The organism is Kosakonia sp. S57, from assembly GCF_016516575.1.
GTDB lineage: Bacteria > Pseudomonadota > Gammaproteobacteria > Enterobacterales > Enterobacteriaceae > Kosakonia > Kosakonia cowanii.
In genome coordinates this window covers 62,659-81,735 of record NZ_JACVUL010000009.1, presented here as the reverse complement: position 1 = coordinate 81,735, position 19,077 = coordinate 62,659, and the positions used below count along the sequence as shown (strand labels likewise).

Annotated in this window: 14 protein-coding genes and 1 pseudogene; 5 read left to right on the top strand and 10 right to left on the bottom strand. The window is 54.9% G+C overall.

Going from position 1 to position 19,077, the window contains the following annotated elements; translation table 11 throughout:
* Positions 1–335: 335 nt before the first annotated feature.
* A complete protein-coding gene (locus IAE48_RS10850) occupies positions 336–752 on the bottom strand; it encodes a hypothetical protein (protein ID WP_200134346.1) in 417 nt (138 codons plus the stop codon).
* 174 nt (positions 753–926) lie between these two features.
* On the bottom strand, positions 927–2,699 hold the full coding sequence (locus IAE48_RS10845; protein WP_200134458.1) for a sensor domain-containing phosphodiesterase: 1,773 nt from the start codon (positions 2,697–2,699) through the stop codon (positions 927–929).
* A gap of 506 nt (positions 2,700–3,205) precedes the next feature.
* On the opposite strand from IAE48_RS10845, the gene IAE48_RS10840 reads away from it, so the two are divergent.
* Entirely contained in the window at positions 3,206–3,499 is a 294-nt protein-coding gene (locus IAE48_RS10840; protein WP_200134345.1) for a hypothetical protein, read from the top strand.
* A 56-nt stretch (positions 3,500–3,555) separates the two neighbouring features.
* Here IAE48_RS10840 and IAE48_RS10835 read toward each other — a convergent pair whose 3' ends face one another.
* Positions 3,556–3,798 (bottom strand): biofilm development regulator YmgB/AriR family protein, encoded by a 243-nt coding sequence (locus tag IAE48_RS10835; RefSeq protein ID WP_200134344.1) that lies wholly within the window; start codon positions 3,796–3,798, stop codon positions 3,556–3,558.
* Positions 3,799–4,245: 447 nt separating this feature from the next.
* The gene (locus IAE48_RS10830) at positions 4,246–5,790 is read right to left on the bottom strand and encodes a methyl-accepting chemotaxis protein (protein ID WP_200134343.1); all 1,545 of its coding nucleotides are present in this window, start codon (positions 5,788–5,790) and stop codon (positions 4,246–4,248) included.
* A gap of 669 nt (positions 5,791–6,459) precedes the next feature.
* Between IAE48_RS10830 and IAE48_RS10825 the strand changes: the two genes are divergently transcribed.
* From IAE48_RS10825 to IAE48_RS24100, 4 genes and pseudogenes are all read left to right on the top strand, one after another.
* Positions 6,460–6,747 (top strand): hypothetical protein, encoded by a 288-nt coding sequence (locus tag IAE48_RS10825; protein ID WP_200134342.1) that lies wholly within the window; start codon positions 6,460–6,462, stop codon positions 6,745–6,747.
* Between the two features lie 390 nt (positions 6,748–7,137).
* Complete coding sequence (locus IAE48_RS10820) at positions 7,138–7,677, top strand: YfbU family protein (RefSeq protein ID WP_200134341.1); 540 nt, start codon at positions 7,138–7,140, stop codon at positions 7,675–7,677.
* Positions 7,678–7,877: 200 nt separating this feature from the next.
* Positions 7,878–8,225 (top strand): anti-adapter protein IraP, encoded by a 348-nt coding sequence (gene iraP / locus IAE48_RS10815; RefSeq protein WP_200134340.1) that lies wholly within the window; start codon positions 7,878–7,880, stop codon positions 8,223–8,225.
* Between the two features lie 190 nt (positions 8,226–8,415).
* Positions 8,416–8,728 (top strand): annotated as a pseudogene (locus IAE48_RS24100) (methyl-accepting chemotaxis protein); the annotation flags it as partial.
* A 223-nt stretch (positions 8,729–8,951) separates the two neighbouring features.
* Here the strand turns inward: IAE48_RS24100 and IAE48_RS10805 are convergent.
* The 6 genes from IAE48_RS10805 to IAE48_RS10780 form a co-directional block, all read right to left on the bottom strand.
* A complete protein-coding gene (locus IAE48_RS10805; protein WP_200134339.1) occupies positions 8,952–9,734 on the bottom strand; it encodes a thioredoxin domain-containing protein in 783 nt (260 codons plus the stop codon).
* Positions 9,735–9,748: 14 nt separating this feature from the next.
* Entirely contained in the window at positions 9,749–15,286 is a 5,538-nt protein-coding gene (gene mobF, locus IAE48_RS10800) for a MobF family relaxase (RefSeq protein WP_200134338.1), read from the bottom strand.
* A complete protein-coding gene (gene traD / locus IAE48_RS10795) occupies positions 15,283–17,769 on the bottom strand; it encodes a type IV conjugative transfer system coupling protein TraD (protein WP_200134337.1) in 2,487 nt (828 codons plus the stop codon). The genes mobF and traD overlap by 4 nt, the downstream gene beginning before the upstream one ends.
* A 106-nt stretch (positions 17,770–17,875) precedes the next feature.
* The gene (locus IAE48_RS10790; RefSeq protein WP_200134336.1) at positions 17,876–18,184 is read right to left on the bottom strand and encodes a hypothetical protein; all 309 of its coding nucleotides are present in this window, start codon (positions 18,182–18,184) and stop codon (positions 17,876–17,878) included.
* Between the two features lie 27 nt (positions 18,185–18,211).
* A complete protein-coding gene (locus IAE48_RS24095) occupies positions 18,212–18,748 on the bottom strand; it encodes a hypothetical protein (protein ID WP_233631546.1) in 537 nt (178 codons plus the stop codon).
* Positions 18,693–19,043 carry a hypothetical protein gene (locus IAE48_RS10780; protein WP_200134335.1) on the bottom strand — a complete coding sequence of 117 codons (351 nt, stop codon included), beginning with the start codon at positions 19,041–19,043 and terminating at the stop codon, positions 18,693–18,695. The genes IAE48_RS24095 and IAE48_RS10780 overlap by 56 nt, the downstream gene beginning before the upstream one ends.
* Positions 19,044–19,077: the final 34 nt, after the last annotated feature.

The following is a 19,077-nucleotide window of genomic DNA, read 5'->3' as shown; positions in this document are numbered from 1 at the left end:
AGACAGGCATTTCTGGATTCCCCCTGCCCACTTATCAAATCGCCTCACAACAGCATTCTCGATTTAAGAGTACCGGCACGCTAGCAAGGAAAATGGAATATCCGAATTTATGGGTAGTGTAGTGAACGAGGTGTGAAGGGCAGTAATGAGCGAATAGCGGACGTCATACCTGATAGACAACAACAGGCCAGATAACCAGACTCTACCTGATGGGAACAGAGCCTGTGCGGACGACAGATACATAACAGTACATCTGAGATAACCGGTAACCCGGTAAAGGCACGGGGTCATCCTGCTTTTTCCGGGCTGGGGAGGCCCGGCGGGGACAGGGCGCGTCAGCGCTGTGCTTTATCGATTGCCGCCACAATCTGCTCCGGTGACGCCAGCCCGGCAAAGACAGTGATGGTTCCGGGCGAGGCGTTCTCCACCGGCATCACAATCAGGCCTGGCGTACCCGTGAGCCCCAGCGCCTGCGCCAGCGCATCGTTTTTTTCCAGAACAGGGGCATGGTCGACGGCATTCAGCGTACCCACGCCGGCGGCGTGAGCCGCCGCCTTAATATCCTCTCTCGTCAGGTCACCCTCGGTATGCCCGGTGTGGTAAGTCCCGTTGTGGTAGGTCAGGTAGCCTGCTGCGCCTTTCGCTTTCCAGACCCCGATACCGTACTGCGCTGCCAGGGACGACGTCTCCCACTTCGCTGCAAATATCGGCCATTCCTTGAAGATGTAACGCACGTCAGGGCGGGTTTTCATCACCTGCTCCATGCCCGGCGCCAGCCTGCCGGGTAATCAAAATCCTCAGTCACGGCCTTTCCGTCTCCCGGGTCTGTCACTGGCCGCACCAGTACCTCCGGATGTGACAGTACATAATCTGCCGAAATTATTTTTTCCGGCCCTTCCCGCCAGGCGTAAATATAAAGATTTTCTTCATGGAGGTGAGGTTTTGAGCCAGGTTTTGAGCGCAGACGGAGTCAGTGGCCGGGAAAAATAGTAGCCCTGAGCCTCATCACATCCGTATTCCCTGAGCAGCTCAAAGGTCTCCTCATCTTCAACGCCTTCGGCAACCACCACATAATCCAGCTCTTTCAGCATCCGAATAACGCTGCTGGCAATGATGCAGCTGCCCGGGTCCTTTATCAGTCCGGCGACCAGCGATTTATCCAGTTTGATAATATCGGCAGGCATGGTGCGCAGGTAGCCAATATTGCTGTAGCCGGCACCAAAGTCATCCAGCAGGATCCTGAATCCTGCCTCCCGCAACACGACCATATTGGCAAGGGCCACCGGATTCTCGGTAACGATTTCATTTTCCAGGCATTCCAGTCCCAGCAGGTGTGCAGGCAGGCCGGCATCGTGCATTTTTTCTGTCAGGGCGGCGGCAAAGTCTTTTCGGGAAAGGTCGCTGACGCTGACGTTAACCGATACCGGCAGTAGCGGTAGCCTGACAGACCAGACTGTCAGCTGGCGCACGGCTTCGTCCACCACCCAGTCGGTCAGGCGGTGCATCAGGCTGGTGAAATGTGCGACAGGCAGGAATTCTGCCGGAGAAAGCTCGCCTCTTTCAGGATGGCGCCAGCGGATAAGTGCCTCCAGACTGACCGTCTGACCGGAGGTCAGTGATATTTTGGGCTGATACACCAGATACAACCCGCCCGTGTTGCTCCGTAATGCATCGTCCAGATCATTCATCAGGGAAAAATAACCGTTACGCCGGGCATCGCTTTGCTCATCAAACGTCTGGGCACTTACATTCTTGCTGATGGCATCATGCAGCGCGCTGACTGCACGCCTCAGGATCTCCTGGGGTGGCAGTGATGCCGGCGCAAAACAGACCTCACCGGTGTGGATGGTCAGGTTCATGGCCACCCCATTTTTGGGGTGGACGCTGAGATCACGCAGAGTGTTTGCGACAAACTGTGCAGTAAACCGATCAACGGCCGGCGCCAGAATCGCGTAGCGGCCCACTGCCACCGTATAGATTATTTCAGCAGGTAATAACGACAGCCTGTCACGGAGCAGTACGCCAGTATCACGAAGCAGTGCCTCAACAGGAGTCATGCCCAGGGCGCGAGCCAGTTCATAAGCCCTTGGCATATCAATGCAGTCAATTAAAGTCAGCCGCATCAGGCTTCGCGCGTTACCCTGCAGTGTCCCCATGTGGCGTATCAGCGCCTGACGGTTTGGCAAGCCTGTCGCGGCATCCGTGAAGCCCGCCGAGTGCCAGACTTCCAGAAACGCCATAACCAGGCGGGCGATCATTTTCAGCCGGTTGATTTTATTACGGGAAAACGGATGGGGCACTGTGTCTGCCACACACACCGTGCCGAGAACGATGCCCTCCCGGTTAACCAGCGGCGCACCGGCATAAAAACGGATGCCCGGCGACGCCATTACCAGGGGGTGTGTCGCGAAACGCGGATCCCGCAGCGTATCGTGCACCACCATGACTTTTCCGCTGTCCACCACATAACGACAGAATGCATCCTCGCAGGTGGTCCGGCAAAGATCGAAATTGTGCGAAGCCCGGATAAGCTGATGGCTCTCATCAACCACAGAGATAAAGCTTCCGGAGATCCCAAGTGAGTCACTGGTAAAACGGACAAAATCTCCCAGCACCTTATCCCTGTTTTCATCGGACGTTCTGAATGCGTCCATGGCCTTCTTCCGCTTCTCTTCATTATCTCTGAGAGCGACAAGCATTAAATGGCTCCGGAAATGCGGTTCACGGGCGGCGTAAGGCTGAGAAAGCACGCGTTTTAACCGGCCCGTCAAATTAAGGCTCAGCATATGTTTAATCCGGTAAAAAACAGAGAGTATGTCCCCATCAGTATTCTTCTGAATGACCCCGCCGGGACTGAATTCTGTTTCAGGCATTGCCCGCACCAACGGGTTCACTGAAGCAACGGAAGGCAGCCTGTTGCGTGAAAGAATTTTTCTGAGTAAATGCGTGAGCATCATGTATACCGCATGAAGTGATGACTTCTCCGGTTATCGGCAATACTTCAGAAATGCATTATCTATTTTTGTGATAGTTTCCGTTGCTTATTGTTTGTGTTTAATCATGAGAGTCATACCCAGATACGGTCTGTTCAGGTATAAATTTTTGTCACAACAACCAGACTGAGCCATAATTTTCCGGATTGTTGTCTTAAGTTGAATTCACTCGTGAAGTCAGTTGGCTTCATTACTACGTACAGGAGGCGTTCATGATGAGGCTAGGCGAGACCGAAAAGATTTCAGGAGAACTGATCAGGCAGGCTGTAATGCTTTTAATGGACAGGAATGAGGACATCACCCTTTCTTCTGTTCTTAACATACTGGCAGATTTTCAGATGAGGGCTTCCAACACCGGGCAACTGAATGCCCGTATTCAGGCAATCGCTGATGTAAGAGCCGCCATGTCTGCCAGTTTACGGGAAGAATCAGCCCTGAAAGACAAAAAAGTGGCCTGGAAGTGCAGTAACTGCAGAAGCTCTGATACAGTCACTACCCTGCACTGATCAGGATCCAAAAAGCCTCCGGACGAGGAAGGCTTTTCCTGTTCTGCCAGAAAGGGTTAAAGATCGTCCGGCGTGACACGAATAATCATTTCAAGTGCATTCCGTAAAATGTCGTTCTGCACGACATCGTTTTCCGCTCCCATACGCCCAATAAGGGCAAGAATAATGTCTTTGTTGGTTATGACATCTTTTTCAGCTTTTAATAATAGTGTTATTTCATCAATGACGCGTTGTTCATCAGTGGAATCAGTCTGGTTATCTGTTGATACGGAGGGGGAGGGGGCATTAGAGTTAGCCATTATAAACTCGCTAAAAGGGTGCCGTAATCCTTGACAGCGGGCCGACTGCAGCATGCAGCTTTAACTTTTTCAGAATGCTTTGAACGAATATAAAGCTCCAGCAATGTAGCCGAGAACACCATAACGCGCAATAAGTAGCAAAGATATATTTCAGCCAGTGACTGTACAACTATCATACAATTCATTCCCTGTTATTCCTCTGTCGGTTAAGCTGTTTTGTCCGGGTATGTTTTCTCAGTTCGGGTACAGTAATGAAGAAGGAGATTTACCTTTTAACATCCACTTCCATAGTGATGCTGATGATTTCCAGTCAATGGCTTTCCTTACCGGAATGTGTGAGTGTGGACCAGAACTGATTTACTGTATTCCCGTTTAAGCCGGTAATGGTGTAAAACAACACAATGCCGCCGGAAGCATCTGGCGGCAACATTTTTCAGCATACCGGCATCAGATACGGAAGGTTTCCACCATAGCGCGCAGACCATGTGCCTGCTCAGATAATGACAGGGACGCAGAGGAGGATTCTTCAACCAGAGCAGCATTATTCTGGGTGACACCATCCATCTGGTTAACGGCAATGCTGACCTGAGAAATACCCTGCATCTGCTCAGAAGAAGCCAGGGCAATATTATCCATGTCTTCCGCCAGCCGCCCTACCCTGTTCACAATATTCAGGATACGCTGGCCGGTACCGGCTGCTACCTCCACTCCGCTTTCAACTTGCTCAACAGCCTGCTCAATAAGTTCCTTTATGTCCCGTGCGGCGTTGGCGCTGCGCTGCGCCAGTGTTCTTACCTCGCCTGCGACCACAGCAAAACCCCGGCCTTCCTCGCCAGCCCGCGCTGCCTCAACCGCGGCATTCAGAGCCAGAATATTGGTCTGGAAAGCGATGCTTTCGATAACAGAGGTGATGTCCTGTACCTTCGAGGCACTCAGGGAAATACCGTTCATGGTCTCAGACATTCTCTGTATATCAGCCTCACTGGTACGTGCAAGGTTTGCTGCTTCACGAGCTGATCCTGCAGTCTGCTGGGCACCTGCAGTATTACTTTTGACTGTTGCCGTGAGCTGTTCCATGCTGGATGCGGTTTCCTGCAGGGCCGCAGCCTGCTGCTCAGTACGGGAAGAAAGTTCCGTATTTCCCTGAGAAATCTCATCCGCAGCAAGAGCCACGGAGACGGCAGTAGTCTTAATCTCAGACACCAGACCACGCAGATTCGTCTGCATACCGTTAAGTGATGCCAGAAGGCTGGTCGCGTCATTACCTCGCAATGGGACCGACGTTGTCAGATCCCCCGATGCAATAGCTGCGGCAAGTATCTGTGCCTGAACGGGCTCACCACCCAGCTGACGCATCAGAGTACGGATCAGCAGCCAGCCTGTGATCACAGATATCACAATTGAAAGTGCTGCCAGAATAAGCAAAATGCCTGCCGTTTTCTCTGTTGAGGTGCTATTTTCAGCCACTGTGTCCCGGCTTAACTGCATCTCAACAGCCGTAAGCGCATTCAGCGCATCCAGAAGCTTGAGCTGGGCAGGGCTGGCCGTGTCCATCAGGTAGACAGTAGCTTCCTGCTGGCGGTTCTCAAGTCCCATTTTGCCGGCGGCCATCAGGGTCTGCATGGCCGCATCTTCCGACGCAAGGACTTTTGTCAGCGCTGCTTTTCCATGAGCGGATACACTGTGCGACATGCTTCTGACCAGCTCCTGGCGTTTTTGTATATAATTCCCCTTCTGCAGCATCAGTCTCTGCCACTCGGGCTGCATTTCTTTCGGATCATTCAGCAGCGCCAGATTACGGACGGCAATTGCCATATCTTTTGCAGTACTGCGCATATCCAGCACGAGTGCAAACCGCGCCATTTTGCTGTTCACGGTATCATTCATCCCGTCGCGCGCCTTCCACAGCGCGTTAAGGGCAATACCTGTACAGAGGATAAAAAGCAGAATGAGGATGCCAAACCCCGAAGCAAGGCGCGTTGATATTTTCATTTAAGTTCTCTGTTACACGTAGGAGATAACTGAGTGTTATCGGCAACAGAGAAAAAACATTAAGTACCGCTGCATTCGCAGTTAAGCAAAACAGAAATTTAACTATCCCGTTTACCACAAAAGTTCCGTTGCTGGGTGCCAGCTCAGGCATAACGGTGCACCCGGAATTAGATACCCCGGAACAGACAGAGTGTTATCCTGCTTTTGCCGGAACGGGTGAGTCAGCGCTCGATACTACTCCCATGACGCCAGACCGGCAAAGACGGTGATGGTTCCGGGCGAGGCATTATTTAGCGGCATCACAATCAGTCATGACGTACCCGTCAGCGCCAGCGCACCATTTATTCGAGAACAGAGGCATGGTTCACGGCGTTCAGAGCATCCACGCATCAGTAGGTAAGTGCAGCATCCGATTCTGCATCGACTGGCTGAGCAAAAGAGCGAGATTGTGTATAGTACTTGTTATGCTTATCCGGTTAATGATCGTGCTCCAGAAAGGTGCGTTAGAGCCATCATCAATAGATGATCAGCATATATACCCCAAAATATATTTAATCGTAATGTTATAATGCATTATTTGACTGGTTGAAACGAAGCATGAGGTTAACAACCTCATACTTGATGGATTACAATACTAGGTTTGATCCTCTACCTAATGCCGAGGTGGGAATGAAAATTGAGAGAGAAAGAGTTGAAGCTACACTGAGCTTTCTTCAGAGCTTTTACCCATTACCAGTAGAGAGCTTTAAACCGCTCATCAAAGAACTGGGTGGCGCTAACGAGCTGACAGCCTATCTTGTCTATCTGCATGATCATGGTTTTATTGAAGGGATATTCGACTATAAACATGATCTTCCTTCAAGACCATGGGATATAAAAATGGGTTCAATCCGAATTAATGCATTTGGTCTTGATCATCTTTCTAAGTTGGAAGAAACACTACCATTCTCACCATGATGAAGGAAACCGATACGTTATAAGGCTAAAATTCATCTCATATCATCGCATTGATGCTCACTTTTTAATCACCTAAATTTGCATTTTAAAATATCAGTGCAATAGTTACATAGATATGCATGAACCTGACATTGCCTGTACTTTAATTCACTCAGCATTATATCATCAAAATGTTAGTCGTTCATCTTTGCCGCCCTTAGTTATAAGGGTTTTTTCGCTTAAAAAACAAACAGTGGTATATGTCTATTTATTTCAGCATGTTGTTTTTCTTTTTTTACGCAGACTGTTTTATGGCATGCTGTAGCAATTAGCTTGTTCTCTACCCGGGGCGCTGAACCCTTAAGAGATATTCCACTAAACTTAATATCGCTGGTTTATGAGGGTATGGATATGAGCGTTCAGGATAAGATCAACACTATCTTATTATGTGAAATTGCAATTAAGCTCGGAATTGATACTCCTTTTGATCCCAGGATAGTAAATTATGCTGTATCCTCGGGAAATGAGTGGGTACTGGAGTATAAGTATCCTTCTCTAGCCTCAAGATCTCCCACACAGATAGAGAGGGATTTTGTAGCAGGCGTATTCAGTATGTATCGCGGATTATCGGTTGCATTCAGTAAACTTTCAGTTGCTGAACAAACAGAATTAATTGCCGCTCATAGGCTGAGAGTCGAAGATGGCACCATACAACTCCCTGGCTTTGATCGTAACAATGAGTCAAACTATTTCAGTATCGCCAATGCATTTTTAGAAATACAGCAGTTCCCGGAGCAAAAAAAACCACTGAACAATACTCATTCTCATACCAAGAAATTTTATGAAAGAATGCTGCAAAAATTTCAGGAGATGAACGTTGTAAAAAAAGGTTTTAATCTTACGGTCTATGAGCTAAACACTTTGCTGATGAGAGCACCTTCATATTCATAATGAGTTGTGCATTATTGCTGTAGGAATCCACTAAATTTTATATACATTTTCATCAAGCAGGGTTCCGGTGCAGAATCAGATCTCCTGAGTACCGATGACAGCGATCAATAGAAGACTGATGCGTAAGATTTTTCAGAATATGGAGGTAGCAAGGGCTTGAGTGAGCAGTTAGAATTAGCCCTTCAACTGGAGCTGAAGCTATGAAAAACGTAGTACTGAGTATGCTGGCCAAAATTTCTCATATTGATGCAGATATGAAACAACTGACGGCGCGCGTCGAGGCACAGTCGCTGCTGATCAGCGCACTTGTTATGGCGGTGAGCCGGCAGGGCGGTGTAACGGAGATGATTGAAAGTGCTAACAAGGCCATCAATACCGTGATTAACTCTGCTGAGTCCGATGAAATGCTTAAATCAGACGCCACCACTCTATTAAGTGAGCTGCAGAGTCTACTGAGTATTTCGACTGCGGTCGATGGCGCGAGTAATAAAATCAATCATGAAGGCCTTGATAAACTGTCCGGCGTGACATCGCTGAGTGGACAATAAATTTTATGGCAACAATGGTGCGGTTTTAAAACCCTTTTCTACACAGCACTCCTGCTGTTAGTTAATTTGCTGACTTCAAACTATTTTACCATGTAAATACGAGGTTTGATTTGTGCTCCCCCTTCGTAAGTATGAAATACTAATTACTGGTCCGCTTTGTGCTAAAAGCGGACCAGTGAGCGACGCTGTCGGCCAGATCGCAGATCGGGTTAACGAAAACCAATGAACAGAGTAAGGGTATCGAGCAGGTTCACCTGACCATCGGGCAAATGGATGAAGTTAACCAGCAAAATGCCTCACTGGCTGAAGAAGCCTCTTCGGCATCTAAATCCCCGCAGGAACAGGCTGAAACCCTGTCGAGCCTGGTCTCTACGTTTATGCTTAGCGAAAATACAGGGTATGCTGGAAAAGCAGCAGGCGCGCCGATCGGCAGAACACTACAGCTTCCAAAAACAGCATCGGCTGCCGTTAAAGCCAGTAACATAGACCGGGAAAGCTTCTGATTTTGACCTTTACACCTGATATATAATCTACATGAAAACGCTGCTGTATCAGCGCTTTTTGATTTTGTTAAAAACACATAGCCTGTCGTATCTGCGCTGTAATTGTCGCTAAAGTATGTTCCTCCCGACGCGATGCCTTCCTGCTTATAGTGCATAAGTGCGCTCAAGGAATGACCGCTATCTCGATAAAAAACAGCGCATTATCATGCCCTTACCGGGCGCGTCAGTGCTGTGCTTTAGCGATCGCCGCCAGAATCTGCTCTGGTGACGCCAGCCCGGCAAAGACAGTGATGGTTTCAGGCGTGGCGTTCTCCACCGGCATCACAATCAGGCCTGGTGTACCCGTGAGCCCCAGCGCCTGGGCGAGCGCATCGTTTTTTTCCAGAACAGGGGCATGGTCCACGACGTTCAGCGTATCCACGCCGGCGGCGTGAGCAGCAGCCCTGATATCCTCTCTCGTCAGGTCACCCTCGATGTGCCCGGTGTGATAAATCCCGTTGTGGTAGGTCAGGTAGCCTGCTGCGCCTTTCGCTTTCCAGACCCCGATACCGTACTGCGCCGCCAGGGACGACGTCTCCCACTTCGCTGCAAATATCGGCCATTCCTTAAAGATGTAACGCACGTCAGGGCGGGTTTTCATCACCTGCTCCATCCCCGGCGCCAGTCTGCTGCAGAACACACACTGATAGTCGAAGAACTCAATCACGGCGACCTTCGCACCGGCCGGACCGGTCACCGGCGTGTCAGCATCCCTGAGCAGGGCCGCCTGGTTATCCATGACTTTCAGGCTCATGGCCAGCTGCTCACGCGCATGCTGTTGTTGCTGCAGCTTCTGGCTGACCTGCACCAGGACTTCCGGGTGTGCCAGCAGATAGTCAGCGGCTATTTCCCCGATGCGGGCTTCCTGCTCTGGCGTGAATGCCGGCGCAGGTGCCGCATGGAGTGGGGTAAAAACAGATAATATGACTGTTGTAACTAATGACAGTGTTGCCTTTTTTACGCTCACGTGTGCTCTCCTGATTAACGTTCTTTCTGAATGGTGCGTGGGGGGGCATGTTCCTGATGCTCTATCTCGCGTCCGCGCTCAGGCATATCGCGCGGCAGCGGCATGTCACGCTGCTGCTCAGCAAGATCCCGGGCAACCTGCCCGGCAACGGCACGCTCGCCGGTTGCCTTATCCTGCGACAGTGCCGGCAGCGGGCCGGTCCGCGCTTTATCCGCCTGATGTTCCCGCTCCTCGCCGGCAATGCGCGCGATGTCCTTCCCGTCAGGTACGCGCTGGCGATCAGGTGTGGTGTCGTCTTTCATGCTGAGACGGATATCTGCAACACGCTCTTCTTCAGGCAGCACAATCCGGCTCTGGTACTCCTCATACGCCTGCATCTCCTGCTGACGCTGTGCCTCTGCAATCGCATACTCATCGCGTCCCCGCAACTCCTGTATGGCCTGCTCAATGGCACGGGCAGGCACAGATTCATCGTCACGCACGGGGGCGATTGCCGGCACCGTCACGGCCTCTGACTCAGCAAGCCTGATCGTCTGAGCACGGGCAGCCTCTTCCGACAGGGCTGCGCCCTGGCTGACTTTCAGCATCCACGGGGAAGGTTTCTCATCACCGGTCTGCCACACCACGCCGTCTTCCGGATGCTCCCTGACCGCCTTAAACGCCTCGTCAGCCGTGCGTACCACATGGGTGTTCCCGCTGCGGCTGCGCTGCATGACGGCCCCTGTCGCGCCCTGCGTGGCCACCATACGCACGTCACCCCGCATCAGGCGACCGGTGCCACTGGCTACCAGTGAGACGAGCGCCAGCCCGGCGCTGCGACCGTTGTTGTCATACAGGGGCAGCGCCAGGGACGGGTCCGGGAAACGCCGGGTGGCCGGGATCACTCTTGCGGTGAGGTTATGCTCTCCCATCGCCTCATGCCGCGACCACGCGCGCCCTATCGCGGTTTTTCCGACAGGCTGCCCCATCGCCCAGATGACCTTCGCCTGTTTGCGCTCTGTCTGCGGGCTGAGGGCATCGTGCGCCGTCTTCAGATCGTACTCGGTTCGCTTGATGCTCTTGACCCACTTTTCCGTCCCGTCCGTGTAGACCTGCACATGCTGTTTTGCACGTGATAACGAAATGTAAAAGGCACGTTTGTGGGCCATCGCCTGGCGGCTTCCCTCTGTCCCTTCCAGCGCCAGTACCGACCCCTCACTGGCACCCTGTGCGCCATAGCCGGTGATGGCCCAGGCATAATCCAGATGCTGTTCGGCCCTGACCTGTACGGGATTGATGGTTTTCCTGCCGTCTGAGCCCTGCAGCACGATGTCCCCGCTGTCGGTCACCTTCTCAACGGTAAATTTCTGGTTGGCAGCCTGCCCCCGGTTACGGTCGGTGACGGTGAAGCGCACCACGGCACCCGCTGCGAGTATTTTCTCGCTGCGTTTAAACAGCTCCACGTCGCCGGTGAGCAGCTCGCGGGGTGAAACCATCGCGATCCGGTCATTCTCGTTCCGGACGGTAACAAGCGAGCCGTTATAATCGACGGCCACCACATCCTGATAGGTGTCGCCGCGCTTCAGCACCATCCCCGACTTCCAGGCCGCCAGTTTGTTGAACTCGTGCCGGGTATGCTTAATTTTTTCCAGCACCGGCACGCTGATTTTTTTCTGGCCCAGCTCCTCCCGCACGTCCAGTGCGTCAAAAATCTCCCGGTTAATGGCTGCGCGATCGTCGTTCAGCTGGGCAATAATCAGCGTTTCTGCCCGGGCCTTCGGCGTGCGGCTGAGCCAGTCAGCCACCAGGTCACTGACCGGGTTGTCTGACTCCGCCAGTCCCTCAGCGGGGGGTTGCCAGTCCGGTGCCTCACGGGCAACGAGATCAGCAGGCTGATGCTTCAGCCGCTCAAGCGCGGCATCGATGCGGTTATCAATGACGTCATGCACCGCGTCTCGCAGGTTGACCTCCTTCTGGCGGACAATCTGTTTCATGATGGCCACATCCATCGGGCTGCGCTCCTGAACCAGCCTGAACGGTGCCCCTGATTCCGGGGATTCAAACTGATCGATGTCCCCCATCGACACGCCACGGCCGCCGCCGGCCTGAATGGCCAGATACGCGGCGGCAGTGTCCTGGTTGCCCAGCATCGAGGATTCATCAATAAGGAAAACGCGGTTGCTGAAGTCGGGCTTTTCGCCGGCGGCCTTCATCTGGTCATACTCGACGAGGAAGGATTTGACCGTCTGCGCCTCGATCCCCACCGCCCGCAGCTCCTTCACCGCCTGGTGCGTGGGTGCAAGACCATGCAGTGCGGGACGAGCGGATGCCGGCAGGGTGTCGAGTGCGCTTTTCACCGCGCGCACCTGGGTGGTTTTACCCACCCCGGCATACCCCTGTATGCCGGTAAACTGATCCCGGCTATTGAGGACCAGCTGCGCCGCCGCCTTCTGCCCCTGCGTCAGGCCGTCGAGCAGGGCATTATCCACCTGCTCCATCAGGGGCGCCTGGGTGCCCTTGCCCGCGACAATGGCGCTGATGATGGTTTTCTCCATCTCCCAGGTCGCGCGGGCTACCAGCAGGGGCTCTGTTTTGTTCGGGACGCGGATCAGGTCGCCGTTTTTGATCATCGCACTGATTTCACGCGTCACTTCCGTCAGACCCGGATGAAACGCCGTCGCGGCCTCAGCCAGCTTCAGCTCGTTGAGGGTGACTGACTGCTGATCGGCAACGGCACGCCGGACCGCAAGCGCGGCGTCACTCAGCACACCGGCCTGAAGTGTCCGGACGGCGCTGCTGATGTCGGCCTCACCGCTGAGTGTCGTCACAAGCTGCACCGGCGAATTGTCGACACGCATTCGCTGCAGCCGTGCCTCCGCCCGGTCCTGCGTCTCGGCCGTAAATATCTCGGCGCGGCTCCCGGACTGCGCCAGGGAGTTCATGGTCTGGGCTGAGATATCCCGCGAATTAAGAGCGGCCAGCACCACGCCGGTGTCGTTGTCACGGTTGCCCGGCCCGGCCACGTAGCCGTGGGTCACATACAGCGGCCTGTCTGCCGGCAGCGTGACGGCCTTTCCGTCCCGCATGACACCGATGCCCGCCGGGCTGATGCCGGTCACGGTCAGCCTGTCTTTTGCCTTCAGGCCTGCACTGCGGTCGGCGGCCAGCGCAATAAGTTTGTCGCCGCCGGCAACGTGCAGCTGCTCGCTGTTGAAGAGTCGCCAGTCGGCAGTCAGGTCGCTGATTTTCTGTCTGACCAGTACCCCGTCGCTGTCGACAAGCGACAGCATCCGTGTCTCCTCATGCACCCTGTCGATAATGAAGTGCCGGGCTTCACGCTCCGTCCGGTCTTCCAGGACCTGACCGGCACGGTAAGACCCGGCCATCCGGCGGGTTTTGCTGTCCAGCCACACCGGGGTGCGCGCCTCAATGGTGACACCGTCACGCTCAAGCTGCCCCGCGTTCTGCAGGGCATCGCGGATAAGGCCGGTCAGCTGCTTCTGCTCGCGCTGCCCAATCACCACCGCCGTCACCGGCTCCGTGCCGGGGTTCAGCTCCGCAAAGCGGGTGGCCAGCGCGCTGTATCGATCGCGCTTGTCAGCAATACTGATAACTTCTGCTTCAAGACCCGGCGACGGCTCCGTGCGGCGGCTGCGCCTCACGCCGGCAGATTCCAGCACTGACATGGCGTTCCCGTTCGCCTGACGACCCGCGCTGTCGAGGAAGACCAGCTGGGCGTCTTTTTCCCGTGCCTCACCCAGCAGGATCAGCGTTTCCTTCAGCCCCAGACGCTCTGCCCCCTCAATAATGAGCGTGCTCTGTGGCCGCAGGCTCAGTTCCCCCTTCAGCAGCTGCTGCCGCCCGGTGATGTGTTCCCGCAGCACGTCTGATTTTGCCAGTGAAATGGCACGTTCAGCCGAGCTGGCCAGCACCGTCACTTCGCGGCCATGCGCGGCAGAGATACCGGCAAGCTGCTCCGTCAGGTCACGGATGCCTGCCACGCCCTTCGGGGCATTCATCAGTACCAGGGCATCCTTCTCAACAGGCTCAAGGGCGGGCGGCGCGTACTGTGCCGGACGGGTGAAGCTGACGACGTGCGTTTCGCTGAGGTGCTCCTTTCCCAGCGCCTGAATGGAGAGCTCATCGAGGAGGTGATGGCGGGAAGTGAATACCCCTTTCTCCGCATCAAGCGGCACAATCAGCCCCTCCTTCAGCGCCTCATCCAGCGCCAGTTTGATTTCTTTCACATCGGGTATTTTGTCGCTGAACTCGGTGGTGCTCAGCAGCAGTTCACCCCAGGTAAACCGGGTTTTGCTGTCGCTCAGCTGCGAGACCGCCATGCGCACGGCATCCGTCACCTCCTGACGGACGTCGGGCTGCTGCGAATCCGCCGTTTTTATGTTCCCGCCCCGCTCTGCGCGCGCCGGTGCGCTGTCCCGCGCCGGAGCACTGCGTGTGGGCACAGGCTCAGCCGGGTCACGCCCTTCTGCAGACCGTGCCGGTTCTTCCGCGTCGCGCTGCCCGCGCTGCTCATTACTGCGTGTCACCTGCTCATCACGGGCAGGCGGTTCTGCCGGCGACGGCGCTTTCGTTGCGTCCGGTTGCGTGGTGTCCCGTACAGGTTGCCGGTGCACCGCAGGGATGGCCACCGCCCCGGCGTCCACTTCGTCACGCGGTATCACGCTCTCCTGGTAGGCCAGCATATCCCAGCCTTTTTCGTTCATCTGATTCAGCCAGCGTGCCATCAGACGGAGACGGGAAGGATCGACTTTGGCTTTACGGGTGTTCTTGGCGGCGATATCCAGGCTTTTCAGCGTGGCCTCGGCACCCACGGCACCGCGCACTTCCCGGCCGCGCGAGGAAAAGTCCTCACGCACCTCTGCCGGGACGCCCCTGATTTCCCACATCCCGTGCGGCCCGACTTCCTCGATCTCATGCCCCAGGGCTTCCACGCGTTCACGCAGGGCGGTGCGGTAGAGTTTCCCCAGCGTGACCTGCATTTTCATCACCGTCTCGATAAAGCCGGCATTGTGGATGTAGTCCGTGGCCAGCGCCTTCCATTTGCCGTTCAGCTCCGTCATGTTGGCAACCAGCATGTGCGTGTGCAGCTGCGGATCGAGGTTACGGGACGTGTCGTGCGTGTAGAGCGCGGCCACCATTTTACCGGTGGGGATGATGGAGGTTTTGCCGTCGACGGTTTCGCGCGCGGAGACCAGTTTCTCAACATAGCCTGCCGCCACCCGGACGGCGTGCTGATGCGCTTCAAGCATGGCTTTGTCCCCGCCCACCAGGGCGAGGATGGAGACACTTTTCGGTGCCGAGAACGTCAGGTCATGGCCTGGCCGATGGGAGTGGATACCGTTGACCTCCTTACCGAGCCGGGAGCCGTCAGGCAGCCGGCCCTCAAGCACGGCGGTCAGCTCATCATCGCGCACTTTTCCTTCGAGCCCCAGCGCACTGGCCCCCTCACCCAGCCATTCACTCTCCAGCTGCCCGAGGAAATAATAGTTATCAGCGTTACTGTAATAGCCTGCAGCCTCTCCGGCAGACACGATGGGGGCGGGTGACATCATCGTTCGTGTTCTCCGTCATAATCACGTTCAAAATCGGCTTCATCAAAGCCGGGGTCTTCGGGGTGGCGGTTAACGAGGATGTTTTCCTCCTCGCGCTCCATCCGCTGGCGGGTATTCCCGTCTTCGTTGTGGTGTCCGGACGCGGTTCCGGGCTGGCCGGCGGTCTTCAGCTCCAGCCCGCCGTTTTCCAGCTGCGTGACCTGCATCCGGAGCTCCTGTGCCTCACCGCCGCCTTCACTCTCACTACTTTCTGCAGCATCAGCATCAAGTGGCTTACGACGCATACGGTTCAGCAGTTCTAGCGGGGAGGCAGAAGCAGGCGTTTCGTGCAAAGGTGTTTTTGGCAATGGAGACGGCTTTATTGCCGTGGGGGCATCATTAACAGCCTCTGTCGTCGGGTTCTCCGGGTGTATCTCTGGCGGAACCGAACGAAGATGAGCAACACCCGGACGTCGGGGCAGGGATGGTTCAGGACGTGTAACCTGTGATGGAGCAGGTTTAATCGATTCCGGGGCCGGAGGCTGCACGGCGTCCTTGCGGGCTGGCTGGACCCGCTGTGATGGCGTGACAGCAGGGGCCGGATTTGCAGGCTGACCTGATGGCTGTGCCTGTGCCTGCGCTGCCGCTTTTTCCAGGTGCTCTTCCCCGGTCGGGAACACCAGGCCGGCCAGTGCCGTATCGCGCTCGTTCTCCCTGATGACCTTTTCCAGCTCGGGGCTGAGGGCATCGCGGATATTGCGCTCAATCAAGCCGATATTTCTTTTTTTGGTTTTACGGTACTTCAGCGCCAGTTTCACCACCGGATATTCGCCCGGCAACCGCACATAAAACTTCAGGTTACGCAGCTGCATAACCTCTTCATAATCAACGATGGGCTGGCTGACCTTGTCCTTGCCTATGGATATCCCGTCACGCACCTGATCGAGGCCATAGGAGTTCTGCTCGCGCGCCTCGCGGCGTCGTTGGTTACCCAGCTCCTCCTCGACCATTTTCGCCACCTCAGCACTCGGTGAGCGGCCGTACATGCGCGTGTTGAGCAGGTCAAAAATGGCTTTCGCCACTTCCCGGCCATAGGTATTGATCAACTGCGGCATGTTCTGAATACCGATGACAAAACAGCCACCAAACTTACGCGCCTCCGCCAGGGTCTCCTCAAACTGCGGGATGCGCTGAAGGCTTGGCTTTTCATCTATGATGAACCACACCCGACGGTCGGGGTTCTCGCCCATGCTCTGTAGATAGAGCGTGGCCATCGACATCCACATCGAAATCAGCGGGCGCACGCTTTTGCGGTGACGGGCCTGTGTGGAGATAAACAGCCAGCTGTCACTGTACTGGTCGCTGGTCATCCAGTTACGTATGGTGAATGACGGACGGGTACCATCATCGAGCCCCTGAAGAAAACGAAGGGCTTTGGCATAGTTAGTGACAACCGAGCGGATAGAGATGGCTGTTTTTTCAATTTTCTCTTCGACCAGGTTCGCCGCGGTCGTATTAGCCAGATACTCTCGGAGGCTTTTCATGCTCAGAGACAAAAGGGTCTTAAGGTATTTTTCGATACTGCGCTCAGGGTCTGCTGACATGCGGATGGCAAGGTCTGAGGCAATCGTCCGGGAACTGGAGACCCAGAACGGATCAGAATCACCTTCAACGGGGATAAGGCTCGTTGCAAAGTTTTCGAAATCGATAACATCCAGACACTCTTCCCAGAGCCGCCAGTCAGGACAGCGTGAATCGTGCGGGTTGAGGATGAAATCCTTGTCCGGATTGTAATGGGTCTCAACGAAGGTGCATCCGGAGTCATAAATGATGGCGCGATCGCCGCGCCGGCGGATGATATCCAGCAGCCAGCGGATTGCTGTGGACTTGCCGACCGAGACGGTGCCGTGAATAAGGAAATTCATCACTTCGGCGTTTTTAACCAGGTGCAGGTCGCCTATCCGCAGATCTGACAGCTCGCCATTTTTACGCAGCAGGGCATTAACCTCAGATACCTCTTCGGTGAGTTTCATACCGGAGATGTATTCGTCCTCGCTCTCCTGTTTACCAATCCGCGCGATGTACCAGGCGACGCCTACAAAGACCGCCATGCTGACAGCACCGGCGATCGCTGCGGCGGTCTGCAGATGCCCCGCCAGCCTGTCACCCATGAACTGCATGTAGGGGTCTTTCAGCATCTGCTGCAGGGTCATTTTGAGCGTCATGGTGGTACTGGTCGGCGCGTAGAAATAATGGATCTCATAAAACTTCCCCTGACCGGCCGGCATCAGGTCGATGAAACTTTCATTGACCCGTGCAAACCAGTACCAGCTGCCGTTATCCAGCATTTCCTGGGGCGTCAGCCAGAAGAACAGGCATGCCGTGATGGCACCAAACAACAGGAATACCCAGTAGCCGATCCAGTTGTTCACCTGCAGAAACATGCGCCAGCGGTAGGCGGTCATCTGCCCGCCCTGTGTGAGGTTTTTTCCTTTAAAGCTCATAGATTTTGTCCGGCCGTTATCGCATCACCGGTGTGGTGATGTGCGTTATCAGGGAAGAAAGGTTGAAACAGGTGTGATTAACCTGGTACTGCGGGGGAGGACCGCGCTATGCCAGCTGGCTCAGCTCAAACTCTGCCTGATGGCATCCGTCCTCCCAGTCCTGTTCGTTAATGCTCGCCGCCGCAGAACAGACTGCGGCTGCCACCTCTGCATAACCGGGTGAATGCCCCGCCCGGGATGCCAGACCATAAAGGGTGAACGCGTAGCCGACCCAGTATGCAATGTGGGTTTTGTCCTTCTCATCCGCAGGCGAACCGAATACGTTCAGCCAGGAAGCTGCCATCAGCAGCTCGCTCTCAAGATGGATCAGGCTCTGTAACCCGGACAGGTCAGGTTGTCGGTTTTCTGAAATCATGACGGGACATCCTCCGGCGTTTCAGGGCTATACCCTGCGGGACCAGGTCACAAGTGGTCTGGCGAGAAGCGTCAGCACATCACTCACCGTGCGGAGCGCGAGACTGGTGAGCAATGACGCCAGCAGACCACCGGTCGTGAAAATAAGCAGCCAGCAGACCAGATTCAGCTGGTTCGTCCATCCCCACTCGGGTTGCCATGTGCTGAGTGCCAGGGTGCGGGAGAACAGTGTGGAGTTTGCCATTATCCACTGCAGCACATCTGCGCCATAGTGGAGCATGAGCCACGTAGTCCATGCGGAAAGCATGAGGAGGAAAAAGCAGGCAGAAATAACGTTATTCAGGGCTGATTTGTTCACGGGAGAATTCTCCTTGAGGTTGACGTTAAAACCCGCAGCGCTCGCCGCAATCCGGACACCGGCGCAGCCGTTTGTCCGGTGAGGAAGCGAAATATCCACTGTGGGTGAGAAAGGCACATACGCGCCGGGCTGAAAGACATGCAGAAAGGGGTTACGGCGATGAGACTGAAAGGTAATGCCGGTCTTCCTCCTGCTGTTTAAGTTCATACGTTGCGTCCCTGATGCCGGTCCGCCACGCCTGTTCATCTATTTCAGTGGCCAGATGTCTGGCAGACAACGCCACATCCGCGCAGGCTTCAGAGTCCCACAAACTGGCGTCCAGACCCTCCAGGGTCATAACGTATCCGGCCCACCACGGCGCAAGCGCCAGCCGCTCATACTCTTCAACGCTTCCGGACAGGCGGATAATGGCCAGGGCATGAACCAGATCGCTTTCCAGCGCAATCAGCGCCAGCAGGTCTTCTGAGCCACCCGGCCTGCGATACGGGATATATACAGACACTATTGCACCTCATCATGTTGCGCCCTTCCGGATA

Bases quoted from the DNA above. Each gene is read 5' to 3' on its own strand.
- IAE48_RS10850 (WP_200134346.1), bottom strand. From the start codon at position 752: ATGAAAACCCGCCCTGACGTGCGTTACATCTTCAAGGAATGGCCGATA.
- IAE48_RS10845 (WP_200134458.1), bottom strand. From the start codon at position 2,699: ATGCTTGTCGCTCTCAGAGATAATGAAGAGAAGCGGAAGAAGGCCATG.
- IAE48_RS10840 (WP_200134345.1), top strand. From the start codon at position 3,206: ATGATGAGGCTAGGCGAGACCGAAAAGATTTCAGGAGAACTGATCAGG.
- IAE48_RS10835 (WP_200134344.1), bottom strand. From the start codon at position 3,798: ATGGCTAACTCTAATGCCCCCTCCCCCTCCGTATCAACAGATAACCAG.
- IAE48_RS10830 (WP_200134343.1), bottom strand. From the start codon at position 5,790: ATGAAAATATCAACGCGCCTTGCTTCGGGGTTTGGCATCCTCATTCTG.
- IAE48_RS10825 (WP_200134342.1), top strand. From the start codon at position 6,460: ATGAAAATTGAGAGAGAAAGAGTTGAAGCTACACTGAGCTTTCTTCAG.
- IAE48_RS10820 (WP_200134341.1), top strand. From the start codon at position 7,138: ATGAGCGTTCAGGATAAGATCAACACTATCTTATTATGTGAAATTGCA.
- iraP (WP_200134340.1), top strand. From the start codon at position 7,878: ATGAAAAACGTAGTACTGAGTATGCTGGCCAAAATTTCTCATATTGAT.
- mobF (WP_200134338.1), bottom strand. From the start codon at position 15,286: ATGATGTCACCCGCCCCCATCGTGTCTGCCGGAGAGGCTGCAGGCTAT.
- traD (WP_200134337.1), bottom strand. From the start codon at position 17,769: ATGAGCTTTAAAGGAAAAAACCTCACACAGGGCGGGCAGATGACCGCC.
- IAE48_RS10790 (WP_200134336.1), bottom strand. From the start codon at position 18,184: ATGATTTCAGAAAACCGACAACCTGACCTGTCCGGGTTACAGAGCCTG.
- IAE48_RS24095 (WP_233631546.1), bottom strand. From the start codon at position 18,748: ATGAACTTAAACAGCAGGAGGAAGACCGGCATTACCTTTCAGTCTCAT.